At 53.5% G+C, this 18128-nt stretch carries 17 protein-coding genes and 1 pseudogene; 10 read left to right on the top strand and 8 right to left on the bottom strand.

The window, feature by feature from the left end; genetic code table 11:
* Positions 1–175: 175 nt before the first annotated feature.
* The 4 genes from mutH (at position 176) to KQJ19_RS11645 (ending at position 3170) form a co-directional block, all read left to right on the top strand.
* A complete protein-coding gene (gene mutH / locus KQJ19_RS11660) occupies positions 176–871 on the top strand; it encodes a DNA mismatch repair endonuclease MutH (protein ID WP_016157380.1) in 696 nt (231 codons plus the stop codon).
* A gap of 75 nt (positions 872–946) precedes the next feature.
* On the top strand, positions 947–1660 hold the full coding sequence (locus KQJ19_RS11655; protein WP_016154277.1) for a TerC family protein: 714 nt from the start codon (positions 947–949) through the stop codon (positions 1658–1660).
* A gap of 144 nt (positions 1661–1804) precedes the next feature.
* The gene (ygdR, locus tag KQJ19_RS11650; protein ID WP_000758660.1) at positions 1805–2023 is read left to right on the top strand and encodes a lipoprotein YgdR; all 219 of its coding nucleotides are present in this window, start codon (positions 1805–1807) and stop codon (positions 2021–2023) included.
* Between the two features lie 106 nt (positions 2024–2129).
* The gene (locus tag KQJ19_RS11645; RefSeq protein WP_016154278.1) at positions 2130–3170 is read left to right on the top strand and encodes an NADP(H)-dependent aldo-keto reductase; all 1041 of its coding nucleotides are present in this window, start codon (positions 2130–2132) and stop codon (positions 3168–3170) included.
* Positions 3171–3270: 100 nt separating this feature from the next.
* On the opposite strand, the gene lplT is transcribed toward KQJ19_RS11645, so the two are convergent.
* On the bottom strand, positions 3271–4476 hold the full coding sequence (gene lplT, locus KQJ19_RS11640; protein ID WP_016154279.1) for a lysophospholipid transporter LplT: 1206 nt from the start codon (positions 4474–4476) through the stop codon (positions 3271–3273).
* Positions 4469–6628, bottom strand: a complete 2160-nt coding sequence (aas, locus tag KQJ19_RS11635; RefSeq protein WP_200047135.1) for a bifunctional acyl-ACP--phospholipid O-acyltransferase/long-chain-fatty-acid--ACP ligase — start codon at positions 6626–6628, stop codon at positions 4469–4471. The genes lplT and aas overlap by 8 nt, the downstream gene beginning before the upstream one ends.
* A gap of 598 nt (positions 6629–7226) precedes the next feature.
* Between aas and galR the strand changes: the two genes are divergently transcribed.
* Positions 7227–8255, top strand: coding sequence for an HTH-type transcriptional regulator GalR (gene galR, locus KQJ19_RS11630; RefSeq protein WP_016157382.1), 1029 nt, complete (start codon positions 7227–7229; stop codon positions 8253–8255).
* A 13-nt stretch (positions 8256–8268) separates the two neighbouring features.
* A complete protein-coding gene (locus KQJ19_RS11625; RefSeq protein WP_008785715.1) occupies positions 8269–9279 on the top strand; it encodes a LacI family DNA-binding transcriptional regulator in 1011 nt (336 codons plus the stop codon).
* 51 nt (positions 9280–9330) lie between these two features.
* Here the strand turns inward: KQJ19_RS11625 and lysA are convergent, their stop codons facing one another.
* Positions 9331–10587, bottom strand: coding sequence for a diaminopimelate decarboxylase (gene lysA, locus KQJ19_RS11620; RefSeq protein WP_016154282.1), 1257 nt, complete (start codon positions 10585–10587; stop codon positions 9331–9333).
* A gap of 118 nt (positions 10588–10705) precedes the next feature.
* On the opposite strand from lysA, the gene KQJ19_RS11615 reads away from it, so the two are divergent.
* A complete protein-coding gene (locus tag KQJ19_RS11615; RefSeq protein WP_153646927.1) occupies positions 10706–11641 on the top strand; it encodes a LysR family transcriptional regulator in 936 nt (311 codons plus the stop codon).
* On the opposite strand, the gene KQJ19_RS11610 is transcribed toward KQJ19_RS11615, so the two are convergent.
* Positions 11613–12320: an aspartate/glutamate racemase gene (locus KQJ19_RS11610; RefSeq protein WP_103766708.1), complete on the bottom strand. Its 708-nt coding sequence runs from the start codon at positions 12318–12320 to the stop codon at positions 11613–11615. The genes KQJ19_RS11615 and KQJ19_RS11610 overlap by 29 nt on opposite strands.
* Before the next feature lie 137 nt (positions 12321–12457).
* On the opposite strand from KQJ19_RS11610, the gene KQJ19_RS11605 reads away from it, so the two are divergent.
* On the top strand, positions 12458–12784 hold the full coding sequence (locus KQJ19_RS11605; RefSeq protein WP_065554331.1) for a cupin domain-containing protein: 327 nt from the start codon (positions 12458–12460) through the stop codon (positions 12782–12784).
* A 144-nt stretch (positions 12785–12928) separates the two neighbouring features.
* Here KQJ19_RS11605 and kduD read toward each other — a convergent pair whose 3' ends face one another.
* The 4 genes from kduD to KQJ19_RS11585 form a co-directional block, all read right to left on the bottom strand.
* Positions 12929–13690, bottom strand: coding sequence for a 2-dehydro-3-deoxy-D-gluconate 5-dehydrogenase KduD (gene kduD, locus KQJ19_RS11600; RefSeq protein WP_046276126.1), 762 nt, complete (start codon positions 13688–13690; stop codon positions 12929–12931).
* A gap of 57 nt (positions 13691–13747) precedes the next feature.
* Positions 13748–14584, bottom strand: coding sequence for a 5-dehydro-4-deoxy-D-glucuronate isomerase (gene kduI / locus KQJ19_RS11595; RefSeq protein WP_016154287.1), 837 nt, complete (start codon positions 14582–14584; stop codon positions 13748–13750).
* Positions 14585–15067: 483 nt separating this feature from the next.
* Entirely contained in the window at positions 15068–16246 is a 1179-nt protein-coding gene (locus KQJ19_RS11590; protein ID WP_216403671.1) for an acetyl-CoA C-acetyltransferase, read from the bottom strand.
* Positions 16247–16348: 102 nt separating this feature from the next.
* Positions 16349–17233: a LysR family transcriptional regulator gene (locus KQJ19_RS11585; protein ID WP_016154289.1), complete on the bottom strand. Its 885-nt coding sequence runs from the start codon at positions 17231–17233 to the stop codon at positions 16349–16351.
* Positions 17234–17334: 101 nt separating this feature from the next.
* On the opposite strand from KQJ19_RS11585, the gene KQJ19_RS11580 reads away from it, so the two are divergent.
* Positions 17335–17790, top strand: coding sequence for a multidrug/biocide efflux PACE transporter (locus KQJ19_RS11580; protein ID WP_016154290.1), 456 nt, complete (start codon positions 17335–17337; stop codon positions 17788–17790).
* Positions 17791–17932: 142 nt separating this feature from the next.
* Positions 17933–18128: pseudogene (locus KQJ19_RS11575) on the top strand (transporter); the annotation flags it as partial.

Raw genomic sequence — 18128 nt, 5'->3', positions numbered from 1 at the left:
CTGTTCATTGTCAGTGACCAGAATTGGAAAACCCGCTTCGCTGTTGCGCAACTCTGCGTATGTGAATCTAAAAACCAATATAAATCATAGAATTGAATAAAGCATGTGGAAAAAGATAAACTCTGTCCACACGGTATAAAATCTTTGCTCATTTTTTCACCTAAGGGTTAACCCGATGTCAGAACTCCATCCGCTGCTTTCTCCCCCTGAATCTGAAGCCCAGTTGTTGAGCCAGGCACAGCTGCTTTCGGGCTACGCGCTGGGAGAGTTGGCGGCAATGGCGGGACTCGTCGCCCCCAAGGATCTCAAGCGCGATAAAGGCTGGATTGGCGTACTACTGGAAATCTGGCTCGGCGCCAGTGCGGGCAGCAAACCGGAGCAGGATTTTGCGGCGCTGGGCGTGGAGCTGAAAACAATCCCAGTGGATAGCCTTGGCAGACCGCTGGAAACCACCTTTGTGTGCGTGGCACCGTTAACCGGCAATACCGGCGTTACCTGGGAAACCAGCCATGTGCGGCACAAACTTAAACGCGTTCTGTGGATCCCGGTAGAAGGCGAACGCAGCATCCCGCTGGCGGAGCGCCGCGTCGGTTCTCCCCTGCTGTGGAGCCCGAATGAAGAAGAAGACCGGCAATTGCGTCTGGACTGGGAAGAGTTGATGGACATGATAGTGTTAGGCCACGTCGAACGCATCACTGCCCGCCATGGGGAAGTGCTACAGCTGCGTCCTAAAGCCGCCAACGCCCGAGCGCTTACCGAGGCCATTGGCGCCCATGGCGAACCCATCCTGACCCTACCACGCGGTTTTTACTTGAAAAAGAACTTCACGCGCGCATTGCTTGAGCGACATTTCTTGTTCCAGGCGCAATAGGCACCGTCCGGTCTTTCACCCGCCGCGTTACGGGCCTATAATTACCGCTTCTTTTTTTTGGCAGGACTTTGTTCGATGTTATTTGCATGGATAACCGATCCTAACGCCTGGCTTGCGCTCGGTACGCTGACGCTGCTGGAGATCGTTCTTGGGATCGACAATATTATTTTCCTCTCTCTGGTTGTAGCCAAACTCCCGACAGCGCAACGCAATCATGCCCGACGTATTGGGCTTGCGGCGGCGATGATCATGCGTCTGGCACTGCTGGCCTCTATCGCCTGGGTAACGCGTCTGACAAACCCGCTATTCGAAGTGTTTGGCGAGGCAATATCAGCGCGCGACCTGATCCTTCTCCTCGGGGGATTGTTCCTGATCTGGAAAGCCAGTAAGGAGATCCACGAATCCATTGAAGGTGAGGAAGAGGGGCTGAAAACCCGCGTTTCCTCTTTTCTGGGCGCGATTGTGCAGATCATGTTGTTAGACATTATCTTCAGCCTGGATTCCGTGATTACTGCGGTAGGCTTGTCCGATCATCTGTTTATCATGATGGCGGCAGTGGTGATTGCCGTGGGTGTGATGATGTTTGCTGCACGCCCGATTGGCGATTTTGTCGATCGCCATCCTTCGGTAAAAATGCTGGCGCTCTCGTTCCTGATTCTGGTCGGTTTCACGCTAATTCTGGAAAGTTTCGACGTCCACGTTCCGAAAGGATATATCTATTTCGCCATGTTCTTCTCTATTGCGGTAGAGACCCTGAACCTGTGGCGTAATAAAAAAAATCCGCTCTGATGAAATCCATCGCTCCCCGCACGGGGAGCGAATGCGCGCCACACCTACCTCTTCTCACAGTTTAAGATTTTACTGCTTTCGCCATGCACAACTTCGCGTTATTACTAAACTATTGTCAGATGCAGGCCATGTGAGGATAAGCAGATGAAAAAATGGGCAGTTTTGATTTCCGCCGTAGGACTGGCTTTTGCCGTTTCCGGATGCAGCAGTGATTATGTAATGGCGACAAAAGATGGTCGAATGATCCTGACCGATGGAAAACCAGAAATTGACGATGATACCGGTCTGGTGAGCTATCACGACCAGCAAGGCAATGCGATGCAGATTAATCGCGATGATGTGTCTCAAATCATTGAACGCTGATGGTTGAGGTCAGCAGCGCGCTGGCCTTAACAATTTTACTTCCCTTTTTCTCTTCCCTCAGCCATTTTTATAATCCTTATGTCGTGATTATAAAAAGGAAACGGCTATGCAATATCACCGTATACCCCACAGCTCGCTTGAAGTCAGTACACTGGGGCTGGGCACAATGACGTTTGGTGAACAAAACAGCGAAGCCGACGCACATGCACAGCTCGATTATGCCGTAGAACAAGGCATAAATTTGATCGACGTTGCCGAGATGTATCCGGTACCGCCGCGTCCTGAAACCCAGGGTCTCACCGAAACCTACGTAGGTAACTGGCTCGCCAAACACGGCAGCCGTGAAAAGCTAATCGTTGCTTCTAAGGTCAGTGGACCTTCACGTAACAACGACAGCGGTATTCGACCGAATCAGGCGCTGGACCGTAAAAATATCCGTGAAGCGCTGCACGACAGCCTGAAAAGACTGCAAACCGATTACCTGGATCTGTATCAGGTTCACTGGCCGCAGCGCCCAACTAACTGCTTTGGTAAGTTAGGCTACAGCTGGACGGACTCTGCGCCGGTCGTTTCGCTGCTGGATACGCTGGACGCGCTGGCAGAGTTTCAGCGCGCGGGGAAAATTCGCTACATCGGCGTGTCCAATGAAACTGCGTTTGGCGTGATGCGCTACCTGCACCTGGCGGACAAACACGATCTGCCGCGCATCGCCACCATCCAGAACCCCTACAGCCTGCTGAATCGCAGCTTTGAGGTTGGACTGGCGGAAGTGAGCCAGTATGAAGGCGTTGAACTGCTGGCCTACTCTTGCCTTGGCTTCGGTACATTAACCGGTAAATACCTGAACGGCGCGAAGCCTGCCGGTGCACGCAATACGCTGTTTAGCCGTTTCACGCGTTATAGCGGCGAGCAAACGCAAAAAGCCGTTGCGGCCTATGTGGATATCGCGAAACGCCATAATCTGGATCCTGCGCAAATGGCGCTGGCATTCGTGCGTCGTCAGCCGTTTGTCGCCAGCACCCTGCTGGGAGCCACGACGATGGAGCAGCTAAAAACCAACGTTGAAAGCCTGCATCTGGAGTTGAGCGAAGAAGTACTGGCAGAGATTGAAGCGGTGCATCAGGTGTATACCTATCCTGCACCGTGACGGTTAGTGCCTGATGGCGCTACGCTTATCAGACCTACAAATTGCTGCTCTCTGTAGGCCGGATAAGGCGACGCTGCCATCCGGCACATTCATTGTTCATTCATCTCGTACCAGGCTGGCGGCGCTGCCAAATCCACAGCGCCGCAATCGCCAGCGCAAACAGCGCGCCGAATCCAATACCAATCGCTACCGCCGGGATCCCCACCAGCACTGCCAGTGAGTAAATCCCAAGCATCAGCAGCATCGCGCTGTTTTCGCCCAGATTTTGCACCGCGATCGCATTACCCGCACCGACGCTTTTCTTGCCCCGCTCCTGCAGCAACGCATTCAGCGGTACCACAAAGAAGCCACCTGACACGCCGATAAGCATCAGCAACGCGTAAGCCGGAAGCAGCGCATGCTGAAGTGAGAAAATCAGCACCACGACGCCAATCAGGATCCCCGCTGGCATACAGCGCGACACGGTTTCCAGCGTCACCAGCTTCGCTGCCGCCCCCGCGCCTACGACAATCCCAATCGCTACCATGGCATTGAGGTAGGTCGGCGTAGCGTTATCGGTGATGCCGAGCGCCACCGGAACCCACAGCACCAGCAGAAAACGCAGCGTGACGCCCGCGCCCCAAAAAAGGCTGGTTCCGACCAACGAAAAACGGGTTTCACCGTTGCGCCACAGCGAAGAAGCGGCGCAGAAGAAACTGCGCGTCATTTTCCCCAAATGCCAGGATTGGCCAGGACGAGCCGCGGCCAGTTTCGGGATGTACAGGTTAGCCACCACGGCGCCAGCATAGGCCAGCGCACAGGCAGAAAGCGCGGCAATCACATGCCAGTCGGCCAGAACGCCGCCGGCGACAGAACCGAGCAAAATCGCGGCGATGGTGGAGGCTTCCATCAGGCCGTTGGCTTTCACCAGTTTGTCACCGGTGGTCAATTCACCGAGAATGCCATACTTGGCCGGTGAGTACGCGGCCGCGCCAATCCCCACCAGCGTATACCCGAGAAACGGATTAATGCCGAAGCAAATACTCGCCGCGCCCAGCAGTTTCAGGGCGTTCGCGAACATCATCACTCTGCCTTTGGCAAAGCTATCCGCCACCTGTCCAACAAATGGCGCAAACAGGATGTAAGCGCCCACAAACACCATTTGCAGGATTGGCTGGCTCCAGTCCGGATAAAATTGTTCCTTCAGCAGCGCCAGCGTAGCGAACAGCAGTGCGTTATCGCCAAACGCCGACAGAAACTGCGCGGCGATGACGGACATCATCCCTTTGGACCAGATTGAAGTGTTAGTGTGCGCTGACTCAATCATGTTGTTTTTCCGGCTCATCGACCCAGCTTTTCAGCGTAACAAAATCCGGCTTACCGCTGCCGAGTAATGGGAGTTGCTTCAGGTGGCGAATATCACGCGGTACGGCAAGTTCAGGCACGCCATGCGCTCGCGCATACTGCTGTAGTTTTTCACGTGTGAGTTCGCTGTCGGTAGTGAACAGCACCAGCGCCTCACCTTTGCTGGCATCGCTCTTGATCGCCGTGGCGTGCATTTTGTCTGCAGATACCGCCAATGCCAGTTGCTCAACCATTTCCAGCGAGACCATCTCTCCGGCAATTTTAGCAAAACGCTTGGCGCGCCCCTGGATCTGTACAAAGCCGTTTTCATCAAAGCGGACGATGTCTCCGGTGTCATACCAGCCGCGCTCAATCTCACCCTGCGCATTTTCTGCCGTCGGCACTTCCAGCACGCCAGGTTTTTCGACGCGCAAATAGCCGCTCATAATATTCGGGCCTTTCAGTTGCAAACGCCCACCGTCCTCAATACCCGGAACAGCCAGCAGTCGGGCATCCATGCCAGGCAAGATGCGCCCTACCGTTCCTGATTTTGCCGCCATCGGCACATTGATCGACACAACCGGCGCACATTCCGTCACGCCATAGCCTTCAAGGACACGCAGGCCAAATTTCTCCTGCCATAGCTGCTTTGTGCTGTCTTGCAGTTTTTCTGCGCCTGCCACCACATAGCGCAGGCGGTGGAAATCGTACGGATGCGCGAAACGCGCATAGTTACCGAGGAACGTTGAAGTACCAAACAACACGGTGCAGTTCCGGTCGTATACCAGCTCCGGCACAATGCGGTAATGAAGCGGGCTGGGATAAAGAAACACTTCCGCACCGGTCAGTAGCGGCGTGAATAATCCCACCGTCAGGCCAAAGGAGTGGAACAGCGGCAGTGCCGACATAAAGCGGTCATCGGCGGTGAAATCGGCAATTGTTTTAATCTGCTCAACGTTCGCCAGAATACTCTTGTGGCTGTGGACCACGCCTTTCGGATGGCCTTCCGAACCAGACGTAAAGAGGATCACCGCAGCCTCTTCCGGCTGCTGTTTCACCTGCGCCAGATGCGGTGCCAGCAGATGTGAGAAAATCCACAGCTTATCGCTCAACGTCACATCGGCTTTTAAATCTTCCAGATAAACCCAGCGTACCTGGGTGAGCTGTTCCGGTAGATGCCAGAGTTTGCCTTTATCGAGAAACTGTCGGGAAGTGAAGATCGTTTTGATTTCAGACGCAGTAATGGCGCTGGTTAACCCTTTCACGCCCGCCGTGTAGTTCATCATGGCCGGAATGCGTCGACGCGCAATGGCTCCAAAAATGACCGCCGCGCTGATCCCCGCATTTGGCAGCATCAGGCCGATTTTTTCACCTTCGGCGCTGTATTTTTCCAGAATACGGGCCACAAAGAGCGTCTTAGTCAGCAGTTTGCGGTAGCTGTCCGGCGTAAAGTTAACATCTTCAATGCAGTTTTTGCCCGAGCCAAAACGGTATTTTGCCGCCAGCAGCGACTCGTATAGCGTTTCACGCGGGCGTACCGCCATGCGAGCTTCCATCATAATTTGATGTAGCATTTCACCGGCGATTTTGCGGCGATCGCGCGCTCGCGGGGCTTCCGGCATTGGCATTTGGGTCGGCGGTAAAATGTGCAGTTGGATACGCGGGAAGAATCGCTGTTTAACCAGACCTTTCAGGCGGCTGAAGTGGGAAAGCTCTGCCCCCTCAATGCGGACAGGAACGACCGTCGCTCCCGACTTCGCGGCGACAAACCCGGCACCGTCATATATTTTCATCAACGAACCGGTGGTCGAAATGCGTCCTTCGGGAAAAATCACCACCGGACGGCCCTGCTCGACCAGACGGACCAGATGCTTAATCGACATCGGTTTGGTTGGGTCTAACGGCACAAAGTCAATCAGCGGGGTTAGCCAGCGCATATACCATTGCTGGCTGATCGAGGTGTAAACGGCGAAGACGGGACGAATCGGTAAAAATAGCGCCAGCAGGATGCCGTCTATAAATGAGACATGGTTGGGAGTGATTAGAACGCGTTCTCCCTGTAGCGCGCTGACATTGCCCGTGACGCGAACGCGGAAAAGCACGCGAAACAGATTACGAAAAAAGCCAAATAGCATCTCAACTCCCTGTGCCATTAATTATAGAAACATTAATGGTGGGAGAGTATACGAGTTGGGGAATGGGCGCGACAGGTAAACAGGTAAATACAGTCCGAAAAAAAACCTGCGCATCCGCGCAGGTCGGTGCAAGAGACAGGTACGAAGTGCGTACCGAATAATCTCACCAATCAATACCTCTGGGATCTTGATTGTGGTCGTCAGCAGCCAGATACGCCAGTACGAAAACGCAAAGGAATGAACCCAAATGCAACGAGTTGTGTAAATTATCGGTTACTGTTACAGATAGGCTGAAGGCAAAAAAAAACCTGCGCATCTGCGCAGGCTGGTGTAATTCTAGTGATCAACCCGAAAGTTGATTTCACCTATCAATACCTCTGGGATCCCAACTTTAGCAATCCGCTCAGTTCTCCCACCAGCGAACAATCGCAACAGCACATCGCAAAGTGTAAGCAAAAATTAGCATTTTCTATTTTCTGTCTTACTTCGCTCGCGCGCGCTCACATTTGCGAGGTCCTGACGGGCAATCTGCTTGAACAGCCAGCCATTTTCCGTAACACTGACGGAATGTAAGCGTTTACCCACAACAGGTACTATCATGGCGACCATAAAGGATGTAGCCCGACTAGCTGGTGTATCAGTCGCCACCGTTTCTCGAGTGATCAATGATTCCCCCAAAGCCAGCGAAGCATCGCGTCTGGCCGTAACGAGTGCAATGGAATCACTCAGCTACCACCCCAATGCGAATGCGCGTGCACTGGCGCAACAATCCACTGAAACCATCGGACTGGTCGTTGGTGATGTGTCCGATCCATTCTTTGGGGCAATGGTTAAAGCTGTCGAGCAGGTGGCCTATAACACCGGGAATTTTTTGCTGATTGGCAACGGCTACCATAATGAACAGAAGGAACGTCAGGCGATTGAACAGCTCATTCGCCACCGCTGCGCGGCCCTTGTTGTCCATGCCAAAATCATCCCGGATGCGGACTTGGCTTCATTAATGAAGCAAATCCCCGGCATGGTATTGATTAACCGAATTCTGCCGGGATTCGAACAACGCTGCGTTGCCCTCGACGACCGTTTCGGCGCGTGGCTCGCTACCCGACACCTTATTCAACAGGGCCATACGCGCATTGGCTACCTGTGTTCCAATCACAGTATTTCTGATGCGGAAGATCGTCTGCAAGGCTATTACGACGCGCTGGCGGAGAGCAATATACCGGTAAGCGATCGACTGGTGACCTTCGGCGAACCGGATGAAAGCGGCGGTGAACAGGCCATGACCGAGTTACTTGGTCGTGGCAAAAACTTCACTGCGGTAGCCTGCTACAACGACTCAATGGCGGCTGGCGCCATGGGCGTATTGAATGATAACGGCATTGATGTGCCGGGAGAAATCTCGCTGATTGGCTTTGATGATGTGCTGATTTCCCGCTATGTGCGCCCACGTCTGACCACGGTACGCTATCCCATCGTAACTATGGCAACCCAGGCCGCTGAACTCGCGCTCGCGTTGGCGGAGAAGCGACCCGCACCTGAAATTACCCACGTCTTTAACCCAACTCTGGTGCGTCGCCATTCCGTTTCGGCGCTGACAGAGCCGGGGAACTCATCGTCAAACGATTAACCAGGATTGCGTCATGACTACGATGTTGGACGTTTCACGACACGCAGGCGTCTCAAAAGCGACCGTTTCGCGCGTACTAAATGGAACGGGTCAGGTAAAAGAGAGCACGCGCCAGAAAGTGTTCAAGGCCATGCAGGCACTCGATTATCGGCCCAACTTTTTAGCGCGCTCTTTAGCGAATCGCACCAGCAACAGCATTGGCCTGGTGGTTTCCACATTTGATGGATTCTACTTTGGCCGCCTGCTGCAACAGGCCTCGCGCCAGACGGAGTCTCACGGCAAGCAGTTGATCGTCACCGATGGTCACGACACGCCGGAGCGTGAGCAGGAAGCCGTGCAAATGCTGGCCGACAGGCAGTGCGATGCCATTATTCTCTATACCCGCTATATGAGTGAAAAGGCGATTATGTCGCTGATGAACAGCATTGCGATGCCCTTGCTGGTCATCAACCGTGATGTCAGTCAGGCCCGCGATCGCGCGATTTTCTTTGAGCAGGAAGACGCGGCGTATCAGGCGGTCAATTATCTGATCTCGCAGGGGCACAGCGATATTGCTTGCATCACCGTGCCAGGCCATACGCCTACCGGTAAATCCCGCCTGATGGGGTATCGTAAGGCTCTGGAAAAAAACGGTATTCCCTGGGATCCTGATAAGGTTAAATACGGCGACTCCACGATGACGCGAGGCTATGAAGCCTGTCGAGAACTGCTGGAGGAAGGGGTGAAATTCAGCGCCCTGTTCGCCTGTAACGATGACATGGCATTAGGTGCATCAAAAGCGTTACATCAGGCCGGACTGAGGATCCCGACGGACGTCTCGCTGTTTGGTTTTGATGATGCGCCCAGCGCCAAATGGCTGGAACCGGGGTTATCTACCGTTTATCTGCCGATTGATACCATGATAACCACGGCAATCGACCAGGCTATACGTCTGGCCAACGGTGAGAGCGTGGAGCCGATCCCTCCGTTTACCGGCAAACTGGTATTACGTGACTCAGTAACGCTCGGACCGTACTTTAAGTAATATGAAAAAGAGCCGGATAGTGACGCAAGCACCTTATCCGGCCAGCTTTACTCAGATTAATTCCAGCGCTAACAGCTCATCAATGGTCTGGCGACGACGAATCAGTCGCGCCACGCCGTTATCAAACAAGACCTCCGGCAGCAGCGGGCGGCTATTGTAGTTTGACGACATTGACGCTCCGTACGCCCCGGTATCATGCAAAACCAGATAATCACCCGGCACCACCGCAGGCAACAGACGGGTTTCCACATTTCCGCCTTCCTGCTGGGTAAACACGTCGCCTGATTCGCACAGCGGTCCGGCCACCACGGTTTCCCGTTGAGGAGTTTGTTGCAGAGAACGACCATCCCCCGCCAGCGCGGAGATATGGTGATAGCTACCGTACATGGCCGGGCGCATCAGATCGTTGAAGCCCGCATCGATCAGCACAAAGTGACGGCTGCCCATCTCTTTTACGCTGCGCACCTGCGCCACTAACACACCAGCTTCCGCGACCAGGAAACGCCCTGGTTCGATCTCCAGTTTGACGGCATGACCCAGATGACGCGCAATACTATCGCGCGCGGCGTTCCACAATCCAAAATAGTGATCGGTGTCGATCGCCTCTTCACCTTCGCGATACGGGATTGATAAACCGCCGCCTGCGGAGATCGCCTCCAGATCCTGACCAAATTCCACCACCTGACGCACCATCGCGCCGCACACCTGCTCCAGATGCGCGTAGTCCACGCCAGAGCCGATATGCATATGAATACCCACCAACTTCAGCTTATAGCGCTGAATTACCTCCAGCGCCGCCGGAAGATCGCTGTACCAGATGCCGTGCTTGCTGTTCTCACCCCCGGTATTGGTTTTCTGACTGTGTCCATGCCCAAAGCCAGGGTTTACGCGGAGCCACACGCGATGGCCCGGCGAGAGCTGGCCCAGTTGTTCCAGCATATCGACCGACCCGGCATTTACCGGAATGCTCAATTCATGCACCCGGGCGAGCGTCGCTTCATCAATCATATCGGCGGTAAAGACAATCTCATCTTTGCCCGGTACAAAACCTGCCGCCAGCGCGCGTTCAATTTCGCCAAGCGAGACGGAATCGACCTTCACGCCCTGCTCGCGCATCAGACGCAAAATATGAATATTCGAACATGCCTTCTGGGCAAAACGCACCACGTCAAACTGACTCAGTTTGGCAATCTGCGCGCGAATAATCTGCGCATCATAGACCCACACCGGGCAGCCGAATTCGGCAGGCAGGCGCAACAGGTTGTCGGCGGTCAGGTCAGTGTCTGTGTTGTTGAGTGGGCGTGGCATGGTGTGCTCCGGTATTGGCTTTTTTATGATTACGCCACAGCTCAAAAAGAATAAAAAATATCGTTTTATCGTGAGTCTATGCAAAAATGATATGGATTAACTCATTCGAGGATTGCTTATGCCCGCGGTTAACCTGCGCCACATTGAAATTTTTCACGCCATCATGACCGCAGGCAATCTGACGGAAGCCGCGCGCATGCTACATACCTCGCAGCCCACCGTCAGCCGGGAACTGGCCCGATTCGAAAAAGTCCTGGGATTAACGCTGTTTGAACGCACGCGTGGCCGACTGCATCCAACCGTGCAAGGCTTACGTCTGTTTGAAGAGGTACAACGTTCGTGGTACGGCCTGGACAGAATTGTGAGCGCCGCCGAAAGCCTGCGCGAATTTCGTCAAGGTGAATTGTCGATTGTTTGCCTGCCGGTATTTTCGCAGTCCTTTTTACCGCCGCTGCTACAGCCATTTCTCGCGCGCTATCCGCAGGTCAACATTCAGATCGTGCCGCAGGAGTCACCACTGTTGGAAGAGTGGCTGTCGGCGCAGCGCCACGATCTGGGGTTAACGGAAACGCTGCATACGCCTGCCGGAACGAAACGCACCGAATTGCTGGCGCTGGATGAAGTGTGTGTACTGCCGCAGGGGCATCCGCTGACCGAGAAAGCGGTATTAACGCCGCAGGATTTTCAGGGAGAGAACTATATCAGCCTGTCGCGGACCGACAGTTACCGTCAGCTACTGGACACCCTGTTTAACGAACATCAGGTGAAGCGCCGCATGGTGATTGAAACCCACAGCGCCGCTTCAATTTGTGCAATGGTGCGGGCGGGCGTGGGGATCTCGGTGGTAAACCCACTGACCGCGCTGGATTATGCCAGCAGCGGAGTGGTTATCCGCCGCTTCAGCATTTCGGTACCCTTTACGGTCAGCCTGATCCACCCACTTCATCGCCCTGCCTCGGCACTGGTCGATGCTTTTACGGCGCATCTGCAAGCCCAACTCCCGAGGCTTATCGATCCGCTGGAGGCTATTTTGTCTCCACAGACGAAAGCATAAACGCCACCGCATCTTGCGCATGGATTGCCGCGGTGTCGAAAACCGGTAATGGACTTAGCTCGGCTGGAACCAGCAGACCAATCTCGGTACAGCCAAAGATAACCCCTTGAGCGCCCTGTTTAGCCAACTGATCAATTACGCTCAGGTAGTAGTCGCGGGAGGCGTTGCTGAACTCACCGAGGCACAGCTCGTCGAAAATAATCTGGTTTATTTTCTGACGGTCATCAGCCTCAGGAATAAGCGTGCTAATACCAAATTCAGTCTGTAGACGTCCGCGGTAAAAATCCTGCTCCATGGTGTAGCGCGTACCCAGTAGCGCCACGTTGCTCATCTGCTGTTTTTGTATGGCCCGACCCGTCGCATCGGCAATATGCAGGAACGGCACGTCACAGGCGGTTTCAATCGCCTCAGCAACTTTGTGCATGGTGTTGGTACACAGCACAATCCCCTCCGCTCCGGCTTGCTGAAGCCCTGCGGCGGCCTGCGCGAGGATCTCCCCAGCCCGCTGCCAGTCACCGCCAGACTGACAGGCTTCAATCTCGTGAAAATCTACGCTGTGCAACAGAATCTGTGCCGAGTGCAGGCCACCCAGACGCTGTTTTACCCCTTCATTAATGAGTCGATAATAAGGAATGGTGGATTCCCAGCTCATACCGCCTAACAGACCGATCGTTTTCATCATTTCCCCTGATTTGTTGTTATCTCTCCAGTGAACCAAAGATGTGATCAACTTTCCACATCTGTTGGCGTGCATTTCTTTTTTTAATTTTCTGATATAGGTTTAATGAAACATTGTTTTAATTACAGGAAGGCCGAATGTTTATTTTTCATAAAGAGACCACCCTTGAAGATCTGGGCAATGGCGTTACCCGACGCATTCTTGCTCACGACGGTAAAATGATGGCGGTTGAGGTGAACTTCGAGCAAGGCGCGATTGGTCCGATGCACAATCATCCGCATGAGCAGCTGACTTACGTTTTGTCTGGGGAGTTTGAATTTACCATCGGCGAAGAAATGCATGTCGTTAGGGCAGGCGATACCCTATATAAACAGCCCAACATTATGCATGGCTGCGTCTGTTTAAAACCGGGAACGCTACTGGATACCTTTACGCCCATGCGCGAAGATTTTCTGCCTGCGTAATTTTATCTGTTCGTAATCTGCCTGGCGGCATAATGTTGTTCCAGAGGGAATGAATATGTCGCCTCCGGTGTATTGCTACATTCACCTTATGTTTAACCGACAAACCCTGCCAAAGGGCAGGGTTTGTCAGTTCTGGAAAGCAGATTAACGCGCCAGCCAGCCGCCGTCTACCGCAACGGTATAGCCGTTGATATAGTCAGATGCGCTGGATGCCAGGAACACAATCGGCCCCATCAGGTCACTCGGCAGACCCCAACGACCCGCCGGGATACGATCGAGAATTTCTGCGCTACGCTGCTCATCAGCGCGCAGCTGTTGAGTATTGTTCGTCGCCATGTAACCCGGCGCAATTGCGTTGACGTTGATGTTATGTTTAGCCCACTCGTTCGCCATCAGGCGGGTGATGCCCATTACGCCGCTTTTAGACGCGGTGTAAGACGGCACACGGATCCCGCCCTGGAAAGAAAGCATAGAGGCGATGTTGATAATTTTGCCGCCGTTACCCTGAGCTATAAAGTGCTTCGCCGCGGCCTGAGACATAAAGAACACGCTCTTAATGTTCAGGTTCATCACGTCGTCCCAGTCTTTTTCGCTGAAGTCGATCGCATCGTCACGACGGATAAGACCTGCGTTGTTGACCAGAATATCGATATGACCGAATTCTGCCACTGCGCGCTCCAGCAACGCCGGAATGCCGTCAATTTGACGCAGGTCGGCGGTCAGACTTAAAAAACGGCGCCCCAGTGCGGTCACGCGTTCGATAGTTTCCGTCGGTTCAACGATGTTGATCCCCACGATATCGCAGCCCGCTTCAGCCAAACCCAACGCCATACCCTGACCCAGGCCAGTGTCACAACCGGTCACAACGGCGACCTTACCTTCAAGAGAGAATGCATTCAAAATCATTGTAAATCCTTAATTTTTTATAATGCCCGCCGCAGCAGGCACGGCTATCGCCCGCAACTAGCGCAGATCTTTGACCGCTACATGGTCCATATCATCAAAGACCTGGTTTTCGCCGACCATGCCCCAAATGAACGTATAAGCTTTTGTGCCAACGCCGGAGTGAATTGACCAGCTCGGCGAAATCACCGCCTGCTCGTTGTGCATCACAATATGACGCGTTTCCTGAGGCTGCCCCATCATGTGGAAGACGCAGGTATCTTCTTCCATATTGAAATAGAAATAGACTTCCATACGACGTTCATGGGTATGACACGGCATGGTGTTCCACAGGTTACCCGGCGCCAGTTCGGTCAGACCCATGCTCAACTGGCAGGTTTCCAGCACATCCGGCACAAAATATTTGTTGATGGTACGACGGTTACTGGTGAGGTCATCGCCCAGCGTTACTGGCGCAACGTCTGCTGGCGTGACTTTTTTGGTTGGATAAGTCGTGTGGGCCGGCGCGCAGTTATAGTAAAACTTCGCTGGTTTCGCCGTATCGATGCTGGCGAATACCACTTCTTTGGCCCCTTTCCCGACGTACAGCGCGTCACGATGACCAATTTCATAGCACTGGCCGTCAACGGTAATCGTGCCCGGGCCACCGATGTTAATCACACCCAGCTCACGACGCTCGAGGAAGTAGGTTACGCCCAGCTGTTTGCCGACTTCGCCACCCACAGAGACGGTTTTGGCCACTGGCATAATGCCGCCAACAATGATGCGGTCAATGTGGCTGTAGACCATGGTGTATTCATCCGCGACAAACACTTCTTCGACCAAAAACTCATTACGCAGCTCCTGAGTATCCAGGGTTTTCGCATGCGCACTATGGATGCTTTGTCTTACGTCCACATTTACCTCCAGTGATAAATTGACCGTGAATGCTTAAACGAATAGCAAAACGCTGTTCCGTTTTATCTTATGCGCTCATGATATCCCTCCCGGAATGGGTTTTCAATTACAAATAAAACAACGTTTCACTTTTTCTGCATCTTATTATCAAAAGTGTAATTGCGATCACGCTAGCGCATATAAATCGCGGGAATAATTTCAATAAAATCATTTAAAACAATTAGATAGATAAAAACAATCAAGAGTAGTTCATGAGGGGTAGGGATAAGACATTGAAAATACAGCCAGCCTCACATGTCGTTCACACACCTTTTCTAACAAAGTGCGCTGTTAATCACATGAAATGAAACGCCGTTTTGATACGTTAGCAGAGTTTAGAGTGTATGTTTCTGTAACTGGCCTTGCCCTCCTGTTGGAGGGCTTTTTTAAAGATGCACGGGAAATACAGCGGGAAAGGCGTTTAAGCAGAGAAAACTTCGGGGGTTAATCTCGCTCGATAGCGAGCGCCACGCCCTGACCACCGCCGATACATAACGTTGCCAGGCCCTTGTGCGCCCGACGCTTCACCATTTCATGCACCAGTGAAACCAGAATACGGCAGCCAGATGCGCCAATCGGATGACCAAGCGCAATGGCTCCGCCGTTCACATTCACCCGCCGTTCATCCCACTCCAGCATTTTCCCAACGGACAATGCCTGTGCGGCAAAGGCTTCGTTGGCCTCGATAAGATCAACATCAGCCAGTTGCCAGCCCACACGCTCAAGGCAACGGCGCGTCGCGTACACCGGCGCAATTCCCATGAGCGCGGGATCGACCCCGACGCTGGCAAAGGCACGGATGCGAGCCAGCACCGGCAAATTCAGCTCCTGGGCCTTGGCCTCGCTCATCATCATCACCGCAGCGGCGCCATCATTGATGGATGACGCGTTGCCCGCGGTTACTGAACCGAGCCTGTCGAAGGTCGGATCCAGGCGCGCCAGCCCTTCTGCGCTGGCATCGGTGCGCGGCTGTTCGTCGGTATCCACCACGAACGATTGCCCATTACGCTGCGTTACCACCGGCACGATTTCATCTTTAAAGCGCCCGGCGTCAATTGCCATCCGCGCCTTGTGCTGCGAATGCAGTGCGTAGGCATCCTGCAGTTCACGGCTGATGCCATATTCCCGCGCCAGATTTTCCGCGGTAACGCCCATATGGTAATCGTTGAAAGCGTCCCACAGGCCGTCATGCACCAGGCTGTCGACCAGTTGACTGTTGCCCAACTGTGCGCCGGTACGGCTATCAGTAAGGACATGCGGCGCACGGCTCATATTCTCTTGTCCGCCCGCAATCACAATGTCGGCTTCGCCGCACTGGATAGCCTGGGTCGCCAGATGCAGCGCTTTCAGACCCGAGCCGCAGACATCGTTAATGGTGATGGCGGAGACGGTATTGGGTAGCCCACCATTGATGGCGGACTGACGCGCCGGGTTTTGCCCGGCACCAGCGGTAAGCACCTGTCCGAGGATCACTTCATCCACAGCGTGAACGTCCACGCCCGAGCGCTCCAGTAACGCCCTGACTACCATGCTACCTAATTCAACGGCAGAGTGGCGCGCCAGCGTCCCCTGGAAGCAGCCGATTGGTGTCCGTAACGCCCCGACTATCACAACCTCTTTCATCACCACCTCAGCGCAAAATAACACCGCAATAGTAGATGATTGTTAAAAAGAGTTATCAAGGTTGTTTAAAAACGGTGATTTTTATCACAAAGGAAATTCGTATCATTTATTGGTCATCTGAACGCCACTCTGCTGTAAATGGTCGCGCAGCCAACTTCCCGCCACGCCAGGCGGTGATTTCTTATTCCACAGCAGATCGATAGAGATAGCCTTTGGCCAGCCGGGCAGCATCAATTGAACCAGCGGTTTTTCTGCCGCAAACTCCTCCACCAGCGCACAAGGGAGCGCGCACCAGCCGAATCCCTGCACCGCCATACTCAGCAGCAACAAATAGTTAGGCGCCGACCAGACGGGGCCGCGCGCCACGTTGGTGCCGCTCTCCAGATAGGTATTCAGCCGCAGCTCTCGCCAGGTATGTAGCTGTTCCCACTGCAGTTTTTCTTGAGTCGCCAGTGGATGCGATGCCGCAACGTATAATCCCATCCAGGTTTGCATCGGCAGACGCGTGACGCCCATGTCGGTCGGGTAATCCTCCCGCGCTTCGATCAACCCAACCTGAGCACGTCCTTTTTGCAGCAGATCGATCACGTCTTCATCTTCGCCAATCAGACATTCAAACTCGGTATGGGGAAACTTGTGGTCAAACTGCACCATCAATTCTTCCAGCACATCCGGGTGCAGCGTGTCAGACAAAACGAAGGTCAGACGCGCTTCCGTTTCACCCGACAGCGAAATTGCTGCCTCATCAAGACGTTCGCTGGCCGTCAAAATTGCCTGCACATAGCCCAGCACCCGCTTACCTTCTTCGGTTAGCGTCGGCTGACGTGATGAGCGGTCAAACAGCGCAAAACCGAGATCGGCTTCCAGATGCGCAATGGCCGTGCTGATGGTGGACTGACTTTTACGCAGCCGCCGGGCCGCAGCAGAAAATGAGCCGCAGGAAACGGTCTCCACAAATGCCGTTAACGCTTCAGGAGAGTAACGCATGAACTATCTACTTTATCGATGGATACTATCTTTTAGATATCACATAAAACGATAAAATTGCCACCATTCCGTTATCCGGGCATCAAAGAAGGTTTTAGATTATGCAACACGATACAGTCCAACGCCGCTCGTTACTGGAGCGAATTTTTCATGCCGTCTGCTTTGAAGGCATTGCCACCGCGATCCTCGCACCAACCACCGCATGGTTGATGCAGCGCTCGGTGCTGGAAATGGGCGGACTGACCATTCTTCTCGCCACGACGGCGATGATCTGGAATATCATTTATAACGCCCTGTTTGACCGACTGTGGCCGTCGCACCTGGTAAAACGTACGGCTAAAGTGCGGGCATTCCACGCCTTAGGCTTCGAGAGCGGTTTTATTGTCATCGGGGTGAGCATCGTGGCGTATGTGCTGAACGTCAGCCTGCTCCAGGCATTCACGTTGGAAATAGGTTTCTTCCTGTTCTTCCTGCCATACACCATGTTCTATAACTGGGCTTATGACACTTTACGCGAGCGCGTTATGAAGCGTCGCCAGCAGCGCGTTACTGCCTGATAATTCAAACAATAGCCGGAATCTTCTCGGTTCCGGCTTTTGATCCATTCACTCGCCCGCTTGTTGACACCTCCCCCAGCCCCTGCCATTTGTGGTAAATTGCGCTTCTTTTTGTTTATTTTATAGTTGATACGTTCAAATAATGTCGAAATTTTGGTCAAAAGAAGAGACTCTCTGGAGCTTCGCACTATATGGGACTGCCGTCGGCGCAGGAACCCTCTTCCTCCCCATACAGCTGGGTTCTGCAGGCGCAGTGGTACTGTTTATCACCGCACTCGTCGCCTGGCCTTTAACCTACTGGCCGCACAAGGCGCTGTGCCAGTTTATCCTGTCCTCAA

Origin of the sequence: Citrobacter sp. S46_ASV_140 (assembly GCF_018919545.1) — a bacterium.
GTDB lineage: Bacteria > Pseudomonadota > Gammaproteobacteria > Enterobacterales > Enterobacteriaceae > Citrobacter > Citrobacter braakii.
The sequence above is the reverse complement of the archived record's forward strand: the minus strand, read 5'-3'. Positions and strand labels throughout refer to the sequence as shown.